This is a genomic window from Mesorhizobium sp. M0833, from assembly GCF_040319905.1.
Classification (GTDB): domain Bacteria; phylum Pseudomonadota; class Alphaproteobacteria; order Rhizobiales; family Rhizobiaceae; genus Mesorhizobium.
In genome coordinates, this window is sequence record NZ_JAMYOQ010000013.1 from 57399 (window position 1) to 71393 (window position 13995).

Annotated in this window: 13 protein-coding genes; 7 read left to right on the forward strand and 6 right to left on the reverse strand. The window is 61.6% G+C overall.

Annotation, left to right across the window (positions count from 1 at the left end; genetic code table 11):
- The first annotated feature begins 158 nt into the window (after positions 1-158).
- From NKH98_RS16745 to NKH98_RS16755, 3 genes are all read left to right on the forward strand, one after another.
- Entirely contained in the window at positions 159-1274 is a 1116-nt protein-coding gene (locus NKH98_RS16745) for a L,D-transpeptidase (protein WP_352688346.1), read from the forward strand.
- Between the two features lie 147 nt (positions 1275-1421).
- On the forward strand, positions 1422-3050 hold the full coding sequence (gene pyrG, locus NKH98_RS16750) for a CTP synthase (RefSeq protein ID WP_254817292.1): 1629 nt from the start codon (positions 1422-1424) through the stop codon (positions 3048-3050).
- Positions 3051-3061: 11 nt separating this feature from the next.
- Positions 3062-3601 carry a DUF1697 domain-containing protein gene (locus tag NKH98_RS16755; protein WP_352899888.1) on the forward strand — a complete coding sequence of 180 codons (540 nt, stop codon included), beginning with the start codon at positions 3062-3064 and terminating at the stop codon, positions 3599-3601.
- A 29-nt stretch (positions 3602-3630) separates the two neighbouring features.
- On the opposite strand, the gene NKH98_RS16760 is transcribed toward NKH98_RS16755, so the two are convergent.
- The 5 genes from NKH98_RS16760 to NKH98_RS16780 form a co-directional block, all read right to left on the reverse strand.
- Positions 3631-5088 carry an NCS1 family nucleobase:cation symporter-1 gene (locus tag NKH98_RS16760; RefSeq protein WP_352899889.1) on the reverse strand — a complete coding sequence of 486 codons (1458 nt, stop codon included), beginning with the start codon at positions 5086-5088 and terminating at the stop codon, positions 3631-3633.
- Positions 5089-5215: 127 nt separating this feature from the next.
- A complete protein-coding gene (gene otsB / locus NKH98_RS16765; RefSeq protein ID WP_352899891.1) occupies positions 5216-6058 on the reverse strand; it encodes a trehalose-phosphatase in 843 nt (280 codons plus the stop codon).
- Positions 6055-7836, reverse strand: a complete 1782-nt coding sequence (locus NKH98_RS16770; protein WP_352806680.1) for an alpha,alpha-trehalose-phosphate synthase (UDP-forming) — start codon at positions 7834-7836, stop codon at positions 6055-6057. The genes otsB and NKH98_RS16770 overlap by 4 nt, the downstream gene beginning before the upstream one ends.
- A 176-nt stretch (positions 7837-8012) precedes the next feature.
- Complete coding sequence (locus tag NKH98_RS16775; RefSeq protein ID WP_352478897.1) at positions 8013-10175, reverse strand: amylo-alpha-1,6-glucosidase; 2163 nt, start codon at positions 10173-10175, stop codon at positions 8013-8015.
- A 48-nt stretch (positions 10176-10223) separates the two neighbouring features.
- Positions 10224-11285 (reverse strand): glycosyltransferase family 4 protein, encoded by a 1062-nt coding sequence (locus tag NKH98_RS16780; RefSeq protein ID WP_352899892.1) that lies wholly within the window; start codon positions 11283-11285, stop codon positions 10224-10226.
- 254 nt (positions 11286-11539) lie between these two features.
- Between NKH98_RS16780 and NKH98_RS16785 the strand changes: the two genes are divergently transcribed.
- Complete coding sequence (locus NKH98_RS16785; RefSeq protein ID WP_254817285.1) at positions 11540-11842, forward strand: DUF982 domain-containing protein; 303 nt, start codon at positions 11540-11542, stop codon at positions 11840-11842.
- Positions 11843-12083: 241 nt separating this feature from the next.
- Here the strand turns inward: NKH98_RS16785 and NKH98_RS16790 are convergent, their stop codons facing one another.
- The gene (locus tag NKH98_RS16790; RefSeq protein ID WP_254817284.1) at positions 12084-12680 is read right to left on the reverse strand and encodes a hypothetical protein; all 597 of its coding nucleotides are present in this window, start codon (positions 12678-12680) and stop codon (positions 12084-12086) included.
- A 198-nt stretch (positions 12681-12878) separates the two neighbouring features.
- Between NKH98_RS16790 and NKH98_RS16795 the strand changes: the two genes are divergently transcribed.
- The 3 genes from NKH98_RS16795 to NKH98_RS16805 all read left to right on the forward strand — a co-directional run bounded on the left by NKH98_RS16795 (position 12879) and on the right by NKH98_RS16805 (position 13903).
- Positions 12879-13046, forward strand: a complete 168-nt coding sequence (locus NKH98_RS16795; RefSeq protein WP_254817283.1) for a hypothetical protein — start codon at positions 12879-12881, stop codon at positions 13044-13046.
- Positions 13047-13308: 262 nt separating this feature from the next.
- Positions 13309-13533: a hypothetical protein gene (locus NKH98_RS16800; RefSeq protein ID WP_254817282.1), complete on the forward strand. Its 225-nt coding sequence runs from the start codon at positions 13309-13311 to the stop codon at positions 13531-13533.
- Positions 13534-13717: 184 nt separating this feature from the next.
- Complete coding sequence (locus tag NKH98_RS16805; RefSeq protein WP_502894267.1) at positions 13718-13903, forward strand: DUF6894 family protein; 186 nt, start codon at positions 13718-13720, stop codon at positions 13901-13903.
- Positions 13904-13995 lie beyond the last annotated feature (92 nt).

Sequence of the window (13995 nt, forward strand, 5' to 3'; positions counted from 1 at the left end):
TCGCGGCAAATGCTGCACGATCACGAAGATTCGACCGCACCGCGCGCTTGAGGCGCTTCCGGCTAATCGATTATAGGTTGCACGCGGCATTCTCGGCGTCCTTGGGGGGCGCCGGGCGACGCCGTGGGCAACAAGCATTGAACGATCGGATCTTCCCCATGCAGCTTCGCAGCTTCATTTTTGCCGGCCTTTGTGCCGTGCTCAGCCTAGGTGCGCCCGCTTACGCGGCCATGCCGACGGCAAACTCGGCCCATAAAGCCGCAGCAACAACCGACGTCGTCAACGTCGCTGCCAAAAGCGATGCGGCGCAATTGAAGCTTCTCAAGAAGAAGAAAGATCCGACGCCGGACGACCTTGCGCAGATCCGCAAGATCGAAGCCAAGATCGCAGCCGACAAGGAAGCCGCTCGCGCCAAAGCACTCGAAGCCAGGAAGCTGGCGATGCGGGAGGCGGCGAAAGCCAAAGCCGATGCGGAACGGCAGGCATTCCTTGCCAAGAAGAGCCAGCCGCTCGCGGCGGCGAAGGTGGCTGACGCTACGCCAGCCAAGAAGAAGAAGACCCTCAACATCATCGAACCGATTGCGCCGATCCAGTCGGCCGAGCCGATCCCGGCCGAGGCCATGAACGTTGCCCTGACCGGCAACAATGGCGAGTTGCGCAGCGAACCGGTGGGGCAGAAGCCGCAGAGCGTCGGGCTGTTCGCGGGACTGTTCGGCGGCACATCTTCTTCGTCAATGTCGCTGCTTCCGGAAACACGCGCGCTCGACGCCGCGCTCGAAAGGAAGCAGGCCAAGCGGCAGTTCAAGGTCAAGCCGGAATTCGTGCCGCAGGAGGTCGAATTCACTGGCTACAACCCGGGCACCATCGTCATCGATACCAGCGCTCGCCGTCTCTACCTCGTCGAATCATCGTCAACCGCCCGCCGTTATGCCATCGCGGTCGGCCGGGAAGGCCTGCAGTTCAAGGGTACGGTTGCCGTCGGCGACAAGCAGGAATGGCCGCGCTGGATTCCGACGCTGGATATGCAAAAGCGCGAACCCAAGCACTATGGCCAATACAAGGACGGTATGCCCGGCGGCGGCGACAATCCGCTCGGTGCGCGCGCCATCTATCTTTACGACGGCAAGAAGGATACCCACCTGCGCATTCACGGCACCATCGCGCCGCAGTCGATCGGAACCAGCGCCTCCAATGGCTGCTTCCGTATGATCAACGAGCATGTCATGGATCTCTACCGCCGGGTGAAAGTAGGCACCAAAGTCGTCATCATCTGACGCTTTGACAGATCGTGCCAAAAGGGCCGGCCTCGCCGGCCCTTTTGTTTTGATAAGCCAACGACCAGAGCGCCTTCTTGGGAAAAAGCCTTCGCGGCGGTTTTTTCTCTGGCGGAATCAATTCGGCCGCGTTAAGCGATGACTCCCATGGCGCGATATGTATTCATCACAGGCGGCGTGGTTTCCTCACTTGGAAAAGGCATTGCTGCGGCGGCCCTTGGGGCTCTCTTGCAGGCGCGGGGCTATCGCGCACGCATCAAAAAGCTCGATCCCTATCTCAATGTCGATCCCGGCACGATGTCGCCCTATCAGCACGGCGAAGTCTTTGTGACCGATGACGGGGCCGAGACCGATCTCGATCTTGGCCATTATGAGCGCTTCACCGGCCGCTCGGCCAACCAGCAAGACAACATTACCACCGGCCGGATCTATAAGAACATCATCGAGCGCGAGCGGCGCGGCGACTATCTCGGCGCCACCGTGCAGGTCATTCCGCACGTCACCGACGAGATCAAGAACTTCGTCCTCAACGGCAATGACGATTACGATTTCGTACTGTGCGAGATCGGCGGCACCGTCGGCGACATCGAAGCGATGCCGTTCCTGGAGGCGATCCGCCAGCTCGGCAACGACCTGCCGCGCAACAACGCCGTCTACGTCCACCTGACCTTAATGCCTTACATTCCGACGGCAGGCGAACTGAAGACCAAGCCGACGCAGCATTCGGTCAAGGAGTTGCGCGGCATCGGCATTGCACCCGACATACTGCTGGTCCGCGCCGACCGGCCGATCCCCAAGGAAGAGCGCAGAAAGCTGTCGCTGTTCTGCAATGTCCGCGAAAGCGCCGTCATCCAGGCGCTCGACGTCCCGCACATCTACGACGTGCCGATGGCCTATCACAATGAAGGGCTCGACTCGGAAGTGCTGGCCGCCTTCGGCATCGATCCGGCGCCGAAGCCGCGCATGGAACGGTGGCAAGCGGTGTCCAACCGCATCCACAATCCGGAAGGCGAAGTGACCATTGCCGTCGTCGGCAAATATACGGGCCTCAAGGACGCCTACAAATCGCTGATCGAGGCGCTGTCGCATGGCGGCCTTGCCAACCGGGTGAAGGTCAAGCTCGACTGGATCGAAAGCGAGATATTCGAGAAGGAAGACCCGGCGCCGTGGCTGGAGAAGGTCCATGGCATTCTCGTCCCCGGCGGTTTTGGCGAGCGCGGCTCGGAGGGCAAGATCCTGGCGGCGAAGTTCGCGCGCGAGCGCAAGGTGCCGTATTTCGGCATCTGCTTCGGCATGCAGATGGCCTGCATCGAGGCGGCGCGTTCGCTGGCCGGCGTCGAGCACGCATCATCGACCGAGTTCGGCCCGACCGAGGAGCCGGTCGTCGGCTTGATGACCGAATGGCTGAAGGGCAACATGCTGGAAAAGCGCAGGGAAACCGGCGACCTTGGCGGTACCATGCGGCTCGGTGCCTACCAGGCCGACCTCGCCAAGGGATCGAAGATCGCTGAGATCTATGGCGATACCCAGATTTCCGAACGCCATCGTCACCGCTACGAGGTCAATGTCGACTACAAGGAGCGGCTCGAGAATTGCGGCCTGGTGTTTGCCGGCATGTCGCCGGACGGCGTGCTGCCGGAAACGGTCGAATATCCAGACCACCCCTGGTTCATCGGCGTGCAGTACCATCCCGAGCTGAAAAGCCGGCCGCTCGATCCACACCCGCTGTTTGCCAGCTTCATCGAGGCGGCGGTAGAGCAGTCGCGGCTGGTCTAGACTAGCCGCCCATGCAAACTTACGTCGCGCTGCTCTACAGCATTGTCCTGGGCGAGGGGCGGCGGGTCGTCATGTCCGATCTGAAGGCGATGGCCGAAGGCCTGGGCCTGAATAACCCGCGCACGCTGGTGGCGACCGGCAATCTTGTTTTCGAGGCGCAAGAAACAGAACTTGCGGCGTTGGAGCAGCGGCTGGAGGCGGCGTTCGCAAAGACTTTCGGCCGCCACGTCGACATCATCGTGCGCCGCGCCGACGGCTGGCTGAGGCTGGCGGCCGGCAATCCGTTCCTAGCCGAATCGGCTGAGGCCGCGGACCAGGTGGCGGTGCGCGTGATGCGGGCGCCCGTTCCCGCCGAGGCTGCCGCGGCGCTTGAGGCCTATGCCGGCAAAGGCGAGAAGCTGCGGATTGTCGGCGGCGACATCTGGATCGTCTTTTCCCGCGAGACGCCGAGTTCGCGGCTGCTTGCAGCGGTCAGTCACAAACGCCTGGGCATCGGCACCTCGCGCAACTGGAACACCGTACGCCGCCTGGCCGAGATGGTCGCAGAATGAACGGGGCGGCTTGCGCCGCCCCGAATCGCTCAAGCCTTGGCTATCCTGGCTCCGGCACCGAGTGCCATCGTGCGCAGCACGTAATAGATGACGCCGGCAATTGCCACGCCGAAGAACCAGCCATAGACGCCCCACCATGACGGCAGCAGGCTGGTGAAGTTGGGCAGGATCGAGGAGAAGACCGCGCCGATACCGGCGGCGATGAAGGCATTGACATGCCAGCCGCCCTGGAAGCGGAATTCGCCATTCTCCCTGTAGAGCGCCTCGACATCGACCTCGCCCTTCCGGATCAGGTAATAGTCGACCGTCATCACGCCGAAGATCGGCCCCATCGTCGCGCCAATGATGTTGACGAAGGAGGCAGCACTGCCTTCCCAGGGCGCAAAAGGATAAAGCACAAGCGCTATCAACGCCGCGATGTAACCGCCCTTCTTGAAGTCGATCTGGCGTGGAAAGACGTTGGAGAAGTCGAAGGCCGGCGACACGAAGTTCGCGACCACATTGATGCCGAGCGTCGCCACCGCAAAGGTCAGCGCTGCGAGCGCCGCCAGGAACCAGCTGTCGAACTTCGCCGAGATCTGGTCGGGATGCAGCAGCACTTCGCCATAAACGTCGAAGGCGGCGATCGTGGTGACGCCGGCGACAAGCGAGAACAGGATGAGATTGACCGGCAGGCCCCAGATGTTGCCCTTGCGCAGCGATGCCTTGTCCGGCGCATAGCGGGCGAAATCGCAGAAGTTGAGATAGAGCGCGGAGAAATAGGTCACCCAGATAGCCGCCACCGCAAACAGTGAGGTCCAGGAGCCCGGCGTGCCCGGCACGCCCGCGTCCTTCGTCTTTTCCAGCAGCACATCCATCGGTATGTCGCTGGTGAAGGCGAAGGTGCCTGCCTTGATGCAAAGATAGATGGCCAGGATCAACATCATCACCCACACCGCCGGTCCGGCCCAATCCTGGAAGCGGCGCACCGTTTCCATGCCCTTCTGGATGATCAGGAGCTGCAGCGCCCAGATGACGGCGAAGCAGATCACCTCGAGCCCGGAGTGGCCGAGGAAATGTGTGCTCTGGTTGAAGTCGGCGAACCATTGCGAGCGGATCAGCAGAGCTACGATCGCGCCTGAGGCCGCCGCCGTCTGCGCGCCGTACCAAAAGCAGGCGACTATGGCGCGCACCAGCGCCGGTATGTTGGCGCCCCAGATGCCGAAGGAGGCACGCGCCAGGACAGGGTAGGGCACCCCGGTCTTCACGCCGGCATAGCCGACCATGTTCATCAACGCATAGATGATCAGCGAACCGATACCGATGGCGATGATGAAGTTGACGAAGCCGCCGCAAAACAGGAACAGGCTGGCCGCCAGATAGTAGCCCCACAGGCTGTGGACATCCGACGTCCAGACGTTGAAGATCGAGAACGGTCCCCAGTTTCGAACCTTCGCCGGGGCGAGATCGTCATTGTACAGGTCCGGTGATGCGCCTTGTATGGTCATTGCTATGTCCTCCCCTTGCAACCGCACGCGCCTCCACGCATGGCAGCAGGTTAAGCCTGACGCAGGGGAACCGGCAAGCAGACGATTTGCCGGCTTTGGCCTTAAAGACATTCAATGAGAACCGCGCTTATCGACCGGACGATGCCGTGGCTGCGACGTTGATCTTCGCCCTTGATTCGGTCTCTGCCTGCTTGTCGGCCGGTAGAGCACCGGAGACCGCCGACGTCTCGAAACTGGCCTCGAGCCAGGCTATTGCGCCGGTCACGTCGTCGAGGGCATAGTTTGCGGCCGTCGGCCCGTTCGGCTTCACGCGGATGGAGATGCCGCCAATTTCATTGATCGCCTCGAAACCGTGTTCGTCCGATGTATCGTCTCCGAGGAATATCGGCCGCCGGCCGACAAAGGGCGGAATGTCCATAAAACGCCGGATGGCTGCACCTTTGACGGCTTCCAGGGGCATGAGCTCTACGCCGGCGTTTCCCGGAAGCACCCGATAACCCTTCGGAAGCCGGGCCAATGCCTGTTCGACGAGCTGGATTGCGGGCGCAAGCAGTTGCGGTGCTGCTCTTGTATGAACGGCAAGGACCGGCCCCTTGCGCTCGACATAGACCTTGCCGCTGCCCAGTTCGGCCTCGATCTCGTCGGCAAGGGCGGCGATGTCGGCCGGCGCGTCGGCGGTATCGATCGGACCGGTCGGCGTCAGCCGGTGCTCCAGCCCATACAGCCCGGCGATCCGCAGCTTCAGCGGATGGAACAGCTTGTCCACGGCGGGGATCGATCGGCCGGTGATGAAAGCGACCGCACCATCCAGCCCCCGCTCGATGCGTCCAAGCAGATTGCGCAATTCCTCGCCGACGAACACCGCGTCGGGATGGGCAGCGTGTTCCAGCAAGGTTCCGTCGATGTCGAGGAAGAGCGCCCATTGCCCTAGCGGCAGGTTCAAAGCCGGCGGTTGTTCAAAGCTTTTCACGATGCTGCCTTCCGTGCCCGCTCGAACATCGAGATGACGTTGTTGGTGTTCGATGGCGGGCGCTCGCCGGTTCCGGTCACCCTGTCGAGATCGCCGCGTTTGCGCAGGCGCGCGGCGTCCAGCAGCATGCTGCCGGCCCAGCGGTAGACATTGTTGTCGCGGACCATCTCGCGCATCGGCCGCAAACGTTCGCGCTGCTCTTCCGGCGTCATCGTCAGCGCCTGCAACAGCGCCTCGCTCATCATGGCCGCATCGTAAGGGTTAACGATCAGTGCTTCCAGCAGTTCGCGCGAGGCACCGGCGAAGGTGCTGAGCAAAAGCACGCCTTGTTCGTCGTCGCGCGCTGCGACGAATTCCTTGGCGACAAGGTTCATGCCGTCATGCAGGCTGGTGACCATGCAGATGTCGGCGGCGCGATAGACCTCGTAGACCTGCTCCTGCCGATGATGTTCGGCGACCATCAGGATAGGACTGTATGTCTCGCTGCCATAGCGTCGGTTGAGCTCGTCGGCATAGCGGCGGCATTCGTCGTGGAGTTGCTGGTAGGCGGGCAATGTCCCCCGGCTCGGCGCCGCGATCTGCAGGAAAACCACTTTGCCTATCCATTCGGGATATTTCGTGAACAATTCGTCCAAGGCATGGAAGCGATCGAGAATGCCTTTCGTGTAGTCGAGGCGCTCGACTCCGATGCACAGTTTGGTATCCGCTGACAGGCCGAATCTGTCGCGGACACGGGCACGGCACTCCTCGACAGACGGCAAACTTGCCAGCAATTGGGCCGGCCATTCTATGGAAATGGGATAGGCGTGGACCAAGGTCGTCTGTCCGCCATAGGAGATTGCCGCGTCTGCCCGTTCTATCCGGCTCTCCAGAAAGCGATCGACACTTTCGGTGAAGTTGTTGGCATGGAATTGGGTATGAAAGCCGATGATCGAACTGCCGAGCAGTCCCTCCAGGATCCGCTCACGCCACGGACAGATGCTGAACACTTCCGAATTGGGCCAGGGAATATGCCAGAAGGTGATGACTATCGCATCCGGCAGGCGCTGGCGAATCATGCGCGGCAGCAGCGCAAAATGGTAGTCCTGCACAAGCACGATCGGCCGTTCGTTGCGGGCTTCGGCAACCACCGTATCGGCGAACTTGCGGTTGACGGCCTCGTAGGCGTCCCAGTCCGCGGCGCGAAACACGGGGCGGGTGAAGGCGATATGGCAAAGCGGCCATAGCCCCTCATTGGCGAAACCCAGATAATAGCCCTGATATTCCTCCTCCGTCAGCCAAACCCTGCGCAGCGTGTAGGACGGATTGCCTGGCGGCACCTGCACCCGGTCGTCCTTGTCGACGGTGAGGCGGTCTGCCGTGCCGCCGCCATAGGCGATCCAGGTGCCGGCACAGGCGCGGGTGATGGGCTCGAGTGCCGAAACCAGCCCGCTGGCCGGCACTAAAAGTTGCACGCCGTCATCCTTGATGTTGTGGATGTAGGGTTCGCGGTTGGACACCACGATGACCTGTGCGTCCGGCAGGTCGTCGGCCAGGATCTTGCGCAAGGTGTCGGGCGACCATGTGACCAGTGCCGCATCGGCCGATTGGCCATTCTTTTCGAACTCGCGCAGCACCTTGCGTGCCGCTTCCGACGCGACATCCTCGCTCGGCGTGTATGCGGCCGCCGTTGCGCGGCCGCGGCGCTGGCGGGATATCGATAGGAGAATGGCAAAAGCGGAAAAGCCAAAACTTGCAATCAGCAAAACCCAGAGCAGGTTTACAGTATAATCTGACATGGAATGTGATCTCGCCTCCGGCCGGCCGATAGCCGTTTCTATTTTTTTTCTGGTTCGCTGCCGTGTGCCGACGACAGCATCCCCCGCTGCCCATTTTTGCAACGCACAAAGAGGCTATCGGTTCCGGACGATTGTAATGCCGGGCGTCATTTCGATGCGCCGCAGCGCGGCGGGTATCAAGTGCGCACGATGAGCGGCACCATCCCCTCATACCGATCGGCGAGAAAGGCGACGACCCGGTCGCCGACACGCTGGAATGTGAGGTCGACCACCGTCGAGCCGACACCCAGATGCCGCAATGTCAGCGTGTCGATGCCGATCGGCAGCCTTGGGCGGGTGACCCGGATTTCGCTCTTCCAGCCGTCGATTTCGAGGCCAAGGCAGGCCTGCATCAGCATGAAGGCCGATCCCGCCGACCAGGCCTGCGGCAGGCACGCGACGGGATAGGCGATCGGCGCTTCGCCCGGCGACCGGGTAAAGCCGCAGAACAGTTCCGGCAGCCGCATGTTGAAATGGACAGCCGATTCGAACGTGCCGCTCATCAGCCGGACCACGCTGTCGCGCACGCCGTAACGTGCCAGGCCGGCACCGCACATGGCGGTGTCGTGCGGCCAGATCGAACCATTGTGGTAGGACATGGGATTGAAGAATATCGCATCGTCGGCCAGCGTCCTCACTCCCCAACCAGAGTGGAACGACGCGGAGAGCAGCTGATCGGCGACCATCTGCGCCCGTTCCGGCTCGGGCAGCCCGACATAGAGAAGATGGCCGGCATTCGACGTCCGTACCTTGCAGAGCTCGCCTGCACCATCGATCGCTAGTGCATAGAAATTGAGATCGTCCATCCAGAAATGGCGTTCCACCGCGGCGCGCATGGTTTCGGCGCGTTCCTCCCAATGATCGGCCTTGTCGTCCTCGCCGCGGCGGCGGGCGAGCGCCGCCAGCCCGCGGAACGCGGCAAAGACGTAACCTTGCACCTCGACCAGGGCGATCGGCCCCTTGGGCATGCGGCCATCGGCATGGAAGACGGAATCGAAACTGTCCTTCCAGCCCTGGTTGGCGAGGCCGGTCTCGGCGCCGCGCTGGTAGGTAACGAAGCCGGTCGCGCGGCTTGTCTCTTCCGTCCATTCGGCCGCTGCACAGAGCGACGGCCACAGGCTGTCGACGAACGCCATGTCGCCGGTACGATCCGCATAGGCGCAAGCGAGATGAATGTAGAGCGGCGTGGTATCGACACCGCCGTAATAGCGGCCGAACGGGAGCTCCCGCAGCGCCGCCATCTCGCCCTTGCGGGTCTCGTGCATGATCTTGCCCGGCTGCGAATCGCTGAACGGCGACGTTTCGGTTGCCTGATGCTGGGCGAGAAAGGCGAGTACGCCGCGGGCCAGCCCAGGATTCAACCACAGCATCTGCAGTGCGGAAATCACCCCGTCACGGCCAAATGCCGTCGAGAACCAGGGTATGCCGGCATAGGGGTAAGGTCCGGTTGCAAGCTCGGTGGTCAGCAACGCCACGTCTGCGCGCGCGCGTTCGATCCAGTCGTTGAAGACGCGGCCGGAGCTGTGCACCGTCGCGCCGTGGCGGCGTTTGGCGCGCATGCCAAAGCGAGCGCGGGCGGCGGCAGCCCGAAAACGGTCACGGTCGGGTGTCTCCGCCACCTCCGGGCCGACCTCGATATAGAGGACCTCGCTGCTGCGCTTCGTCACCGCAACCAGGAAATCCGCGCGGCTGGCGGTCAAATTGTCCGGCGCCTGCGAGAACGAGATCGCCGACAGGCGTACGAGCTGGTCCAGCCCGTCATATCGAAGCACCACGGATGTCGGACTGGTCTCGGCGGCGTGGGCTATTCCGCGCTTGAGCCGGGTCGAACCGCGCACCTCGAACATGTCGCGGAAATCTGCTGCGAAATGCAACGAAACCCGAATGGCCGACGATTCCTGGCTGTAGTTGGAAAGTGTGATGCGCTCGAACAGCCGGTCCTGCCAAAGCAGCCTGACGCGTTCTATGTGGATCGCGCCCTGCGGAATGTCGCGGCCACCGACACTCTGGATCGGCAGATTGGTCAGGTTCGAGGTGAAAAGCACATTGTCCTGGCTGAGCGATGCGCCCAGCAGCGACATTTGCCGGCCACCGATCGTCAGCCGGAATTCCGAAAGCACACGCGTGTCGTCTCGGAAAAAGCCGTCGCCGGCGCCGCGGATGTCGCCATAAGCGTCGGCCACCGCGAAGCAGTCGCCTTGCTTGAGGGCGAACAGTCGGTGCGGCTCCCGGGGCGCAACCTCGTCGAGCGAGGCAAGGGCTACAGCGGGATCAAGCTTACGCTCGTCGAGTTGATTCATACGTCACAAGCTCTGTCGTTTCGTTTCCAACGTCCACAATGACGCCGATCAGGACGCTCTCGCTTCACCGGGAGTGCCGATCAGGCGCGCATAGGCAGTCACATAGTCGTGGGCCATTCTCGTGGCAGAAAAACGGTTTTCGAATACGGCTCTCACCTGTCGCCTGTCGAGGCGCAGCAATTCCGGTATCGAGGCGACAGCAGCATCGACTGAATCGACAAGGAAACCGGTCACGCCGTGGTCGATGATCTCTGGCAGGGCACCGCATTTCCAGGCGATCACCGGCGTGCCGCAGGCCATAGCCTCTATCGCGGCAAGACCGAACGGCTCCGGCCAATCGATCGGAAACAGCAGGCCGGCCGCCTTGCCGAGGAATTCCGCTTTTCTGTCCTCTTCGATCTCGCCGATGTAGTCGACACGGTCGCCGTCGATCAGCGGCTCGACCGTGCTGTGGAAAAAAGCGCGGTCGTCGTCGCCGATCTTTGCCGCAACCTTCAGTTTCAGCCCGGAGCGCAAGGCGATCTCAATGGCACGGTCCGGGCGCTTGTCGCGCGACAGCCGGCCCAGAAAGGCCAGATACGGCTCGTCCGCATCCGTCTCGAAAGTCGGCTCGTAGATATTGATCGGCAGCCCGTGATGGATGGTCGCCAGCCAATTGGCCATGGGTAGCCCGGTTCTCTGGCTGCGCGAAATCGAGATCATCGGAAAGCGCGGAAAACGTTCGTAGGCCGGGGCCAGGTCGACATAGTCGAGCCTGCCATGCGGTGTCGTCACCGTCCGGTCAGGCATGTGTTCGAAGAAAGGAAAATGCAGGAAGTGGCTGAGATGGAAATGGATGATATCGAACTGTTGCGCCCGGTTCCTCACCTCGGCGAGCATCGCGAGATGCGCCGCGGTTTCGGATTTGTGCGGGCGCGGATCGAGACGGAGCGCGCGCTCGCGACACGCCACCAATTTTGCCGATGTCTTGGTATCGCCGCTGGCGAACAGGGTCACGTCATGGCCAAGCTCGACCAATCCTTCGGTCAGATAGGAGACGATGCGCTCCGTCCCTCCATAGAACCGGGGTGGCACGGATTCATGGAGCGGCGCCACATGGGCTATTCTCATGTTTTGGCATTTCCCTCAAAAAAGACTGCTCGTGGCATCGAAATGCATCAGCCGCGCTAACGTTCCCGTACCATAGCAAGATGTCATCCAATTGGGGCAAGATGTCATCCGATAAGGGCTGCGGGGCGTTTCCACCGCTGCTCGTCTGGTCCGCCAACATTTTCCAAGCCAAGCCCTCTTTGCCGGGAACCAAAGCCCGGTTCGCGAGTTTAGTGGGGTTCGATCGCACGCATCCGGTCGACGGGGAGGAAATGATGGACCGCTTGCAATTCTTTTCACCCGTGCGGATTTTGCGCGGACAGGGACAGCCCGTGGAGGAGATCGACAGCGTTGCCGAAGCAATGGCATTCTTGCGAAAATGGCCGGCCGGGCGGCGCGGGCCCGTTTACCAGTGCGCCGTGAATTGCTGCGCTGCGGCCATGGCCGGCCGGATGTCGGCCGAGGAAGCGCGAAAGGCTTTTACCGGCTTTGCCCGGATCACCCGCCTGCTCGAGGGCGATCGGCCGTTGCCGATGAGCGGCGAGGATCGGCATCGCGATCACGCGTTGAGGCGATAGGCGCCAACTGCCGCTGATCGTCAGAGCACGGGTGGCATTCAGCCGGAGCGCCCGATCGGCGACCGATGCGCTTTTGCGAACAGGCGTTTGAGCTGGGCTACAGCACCGTTCTCGGCGATGTAATCGCAATAGGCAACGTAAGCGGGGTCGCGTGACAGATGGCGTTCCTCGGTGATGGCGCGGAGTGCGTAGAAGGCGTTGAGTCCGAGCAGGATGGCGGAGTGCGGAGTGCCGTAGCGCTTCAGCGGGTCCTGCGGCGGTGAGGAAAGGTACGGAGATCAGCCACCAGGAGAGGTTCTTCGAAACATAGGCCGGATGCTTGATGCAGCGATGCGGTCCCCTGGTAATGATTTCCGCGATTGGTGAGATTGGAAAATCTCAGGCCAAAGCTCACGGTGGACCAGACAAAAATCAAGATGCAGAAGAGGACAGCCGATCCCCAGAAAACTTGGAGCGCCGGTGAGGGAATCACCGCCGTCCAGTTGGCGCCCGTTTCGTAGTTCAGGTAGGCACGGGTGGCGGTGTTGATGGGTTCATAACAGGCAAGACAAACCAGCCAGCCGAACACGGCGGGCTCGACGCTGCGGATATGGTTGTCGAGTACGCGCAGCGTGAAGATATAGCTGACGATCGCGACAAGAACATCCACCATGAACAGGAGATCGATTGCAAAAGCGTGCCAGCGCATGATGTCGAGCTGATACGGTTGTTCAAGCCCGGCAAGGATCGAACCCAGTGTGGAGCACAGATAGACGAACATCAGCGGCAGGAAGAAGCCTTTGACGATCCAGCCCCGCACATGCTGGCGTATCTGCCCGGTCCGTTGCGGCAAACTCACGCCGGTATTCCGGCATTATCCAGTAGACTGCGGCAATGGTCGTGAGCGTAACGATGACGCCGATGAGCTTGCGCACGACGCGTTCTCAGCGGTCGGGCTCAGGGGCGGCATAGAAAGTTGAACGAAGCGCAGACAATGGTGCCGCATTGCGGTATTTCGACCGGAAAGGCCAGAGATGCACTTTTGGGGGAATAGATAATGTCGAAACGGCTTAGACTGGTCCTGGGAACTGCCGGCGCAATCGCCGTCGCCATCGTCTGGGGGATCGTCGCGACGCTGATGGGGGTGCCATCGATTCTGATCACCGTCGGAGCGGTCGCGATCGGCGCGGGCATCTACAGCTATCTCGATCGAAGCCGGATCTGATCCGGTACCCCGGCGACGCGGCATAGCCCAAAAATCCCACGGCCGCAGACTGACGGCGGCAATGCTCAGTGTACGAAAATTACCAACGACAGCGTTCTGTGGAACGAGTGGCCTCTCGAAGCTATTGTGTGACGGTCCGAGACCCCCGCCTCGGCCCATTGGCTCACCCAGCCGAGAGGTCCGCTGCTAGCCAACGGCAGCGGACCTTCACCCGGAGGACCGCCCCCGGAAGACGGACATTGTGCCGAATCGAGGGAGAACGATGGTCGTCGACGAGATTGCAGCGCGGCGCCTGAAAATTCTGATCGAGCAATATATCGAGACCAGGAAGAGGCGCCACGATGAGGTTTCTACCGCAGCGGCTGAGATCGCGATCATGGCAGTCATGCCGAATTGCCCGGTCTCCGGAAAAGCCCTGGACGACATGATTGCGGCATGTGCGTTCGAACATGGGCTGGGGGTGCTGTTCGATCGACCTGACGCATGAAGGCCTGAACGCCATGAATCCCGATGTCAAAATCGTACAGTGCTGTCCTGTACGTACGAATTCAACGCTGTTCCTGAGACCGCTCGCGACGACATAACCAACCAGCCGGAGCAGGCACGCCGAGATATTTTTTTCATTTCCGAAACAATGACGGCCGCTTGACGGAAGATTCGAGAGGCAGGAGGTGGATGGCCTGTCTGCCGCCCAGGACAACGCCATGGCTTCGGCCAAGGAAACCCTGGCCGAGGGTCTGCTCAGCGGCAGCCCAGTCCTGACAGGTCTTTCCTTCGAAATCTGCGAGGAGAACCGGAAGCTGCTTTTCCGATTTCCCTTCTCGGAAGCTGCCGAAAAGGCTGGCGCTCGACCTTGATCGCCCAAGACCCCGCAATGCGGGCGAGCTTTGATCGAGCCTGGCTGAAAAACCGCATCTCGCGGCAAGACGGTCGTTGGTGCAAATCAGCA

What these genes read in the sequence shown, in the direction of transcription:
- NKH98_RS16780 (WP_352899892.1), bottom strand. Translation starts at nt 11,285, where the DNA reads ATGAGAATAGCCCATGTGGCGCCGCTCCATGAATCCGTGCCACCCCGG.
- NKH98_RS16760 (WP_352899889.1), bottom strand. Translation starts at nt 5,088, where the DNA reads ATGACCATACAAGGCGCATCACCGGACCTGTACAATGACGATCTCGCC.
- NKH98_RS16785 (WP_254817285.1), top strand. Translation starts at nt 11,540, where the DNA reads ATGGACCGCTTGCAATTCTTTTCACCCGTGCGGATTTTGCGCGGACAG.
- NKH98_RS16770 (WP_352806680.1), bottom strand. Translation starts at nt 7,836, where the DNA reads ATGTCAGATTATACTGTAAACCTGCTCTGGGTTTTGCTGATTGCAAGT.
- NKH98_RS16795 (WP_254817283.1), top strand. Translation starts at nt 12,879, where the DNA reads ATGTCGAAACGGCTTAGACTGGTCCTGGGAACTGCCGGCGCAATCGCC.
- NKH98_RS16745 (WP_352688346.1), top strand. Translation starts at nt 159, where the DNA reads ATGCAGCTTCGCAGCTTCATTTTTGCCGGCCTTTGTGCCGTGCTCAGC.
- NKH98_RS16800 (WP_254817282.1), top strand. Translation starts at nt 13,309, where the DNA reads ATGGTCGTCGACGAGATTGCAGCGCGGCGCCTGAAAATTCTGATCGAG.
- NKH98_RS16775 (WP_352478897.1), bottom strand. Translation starts at nt 10,175, where the DNA reads ATGAATCAACTCGACGAGCGTAAGCTTGATCCCGCTGTAGCCCTTGCC.
- NKH98_RS16755 (WP_352899888.1), top strand. Translation starts at nt 3,062, where the DNA reads ATGCAAACTTACGTCGCGCTGCTCTACAGCATTGTCCTGGGCGAGGGG.
- pyrG (WP_254817292.1), top strand. Translation starts at nt 1,422, where the DNA reads ATGGCGCGATATGTATTCATCACAGGCGGCGTGGTTTCCTCACTTGGA.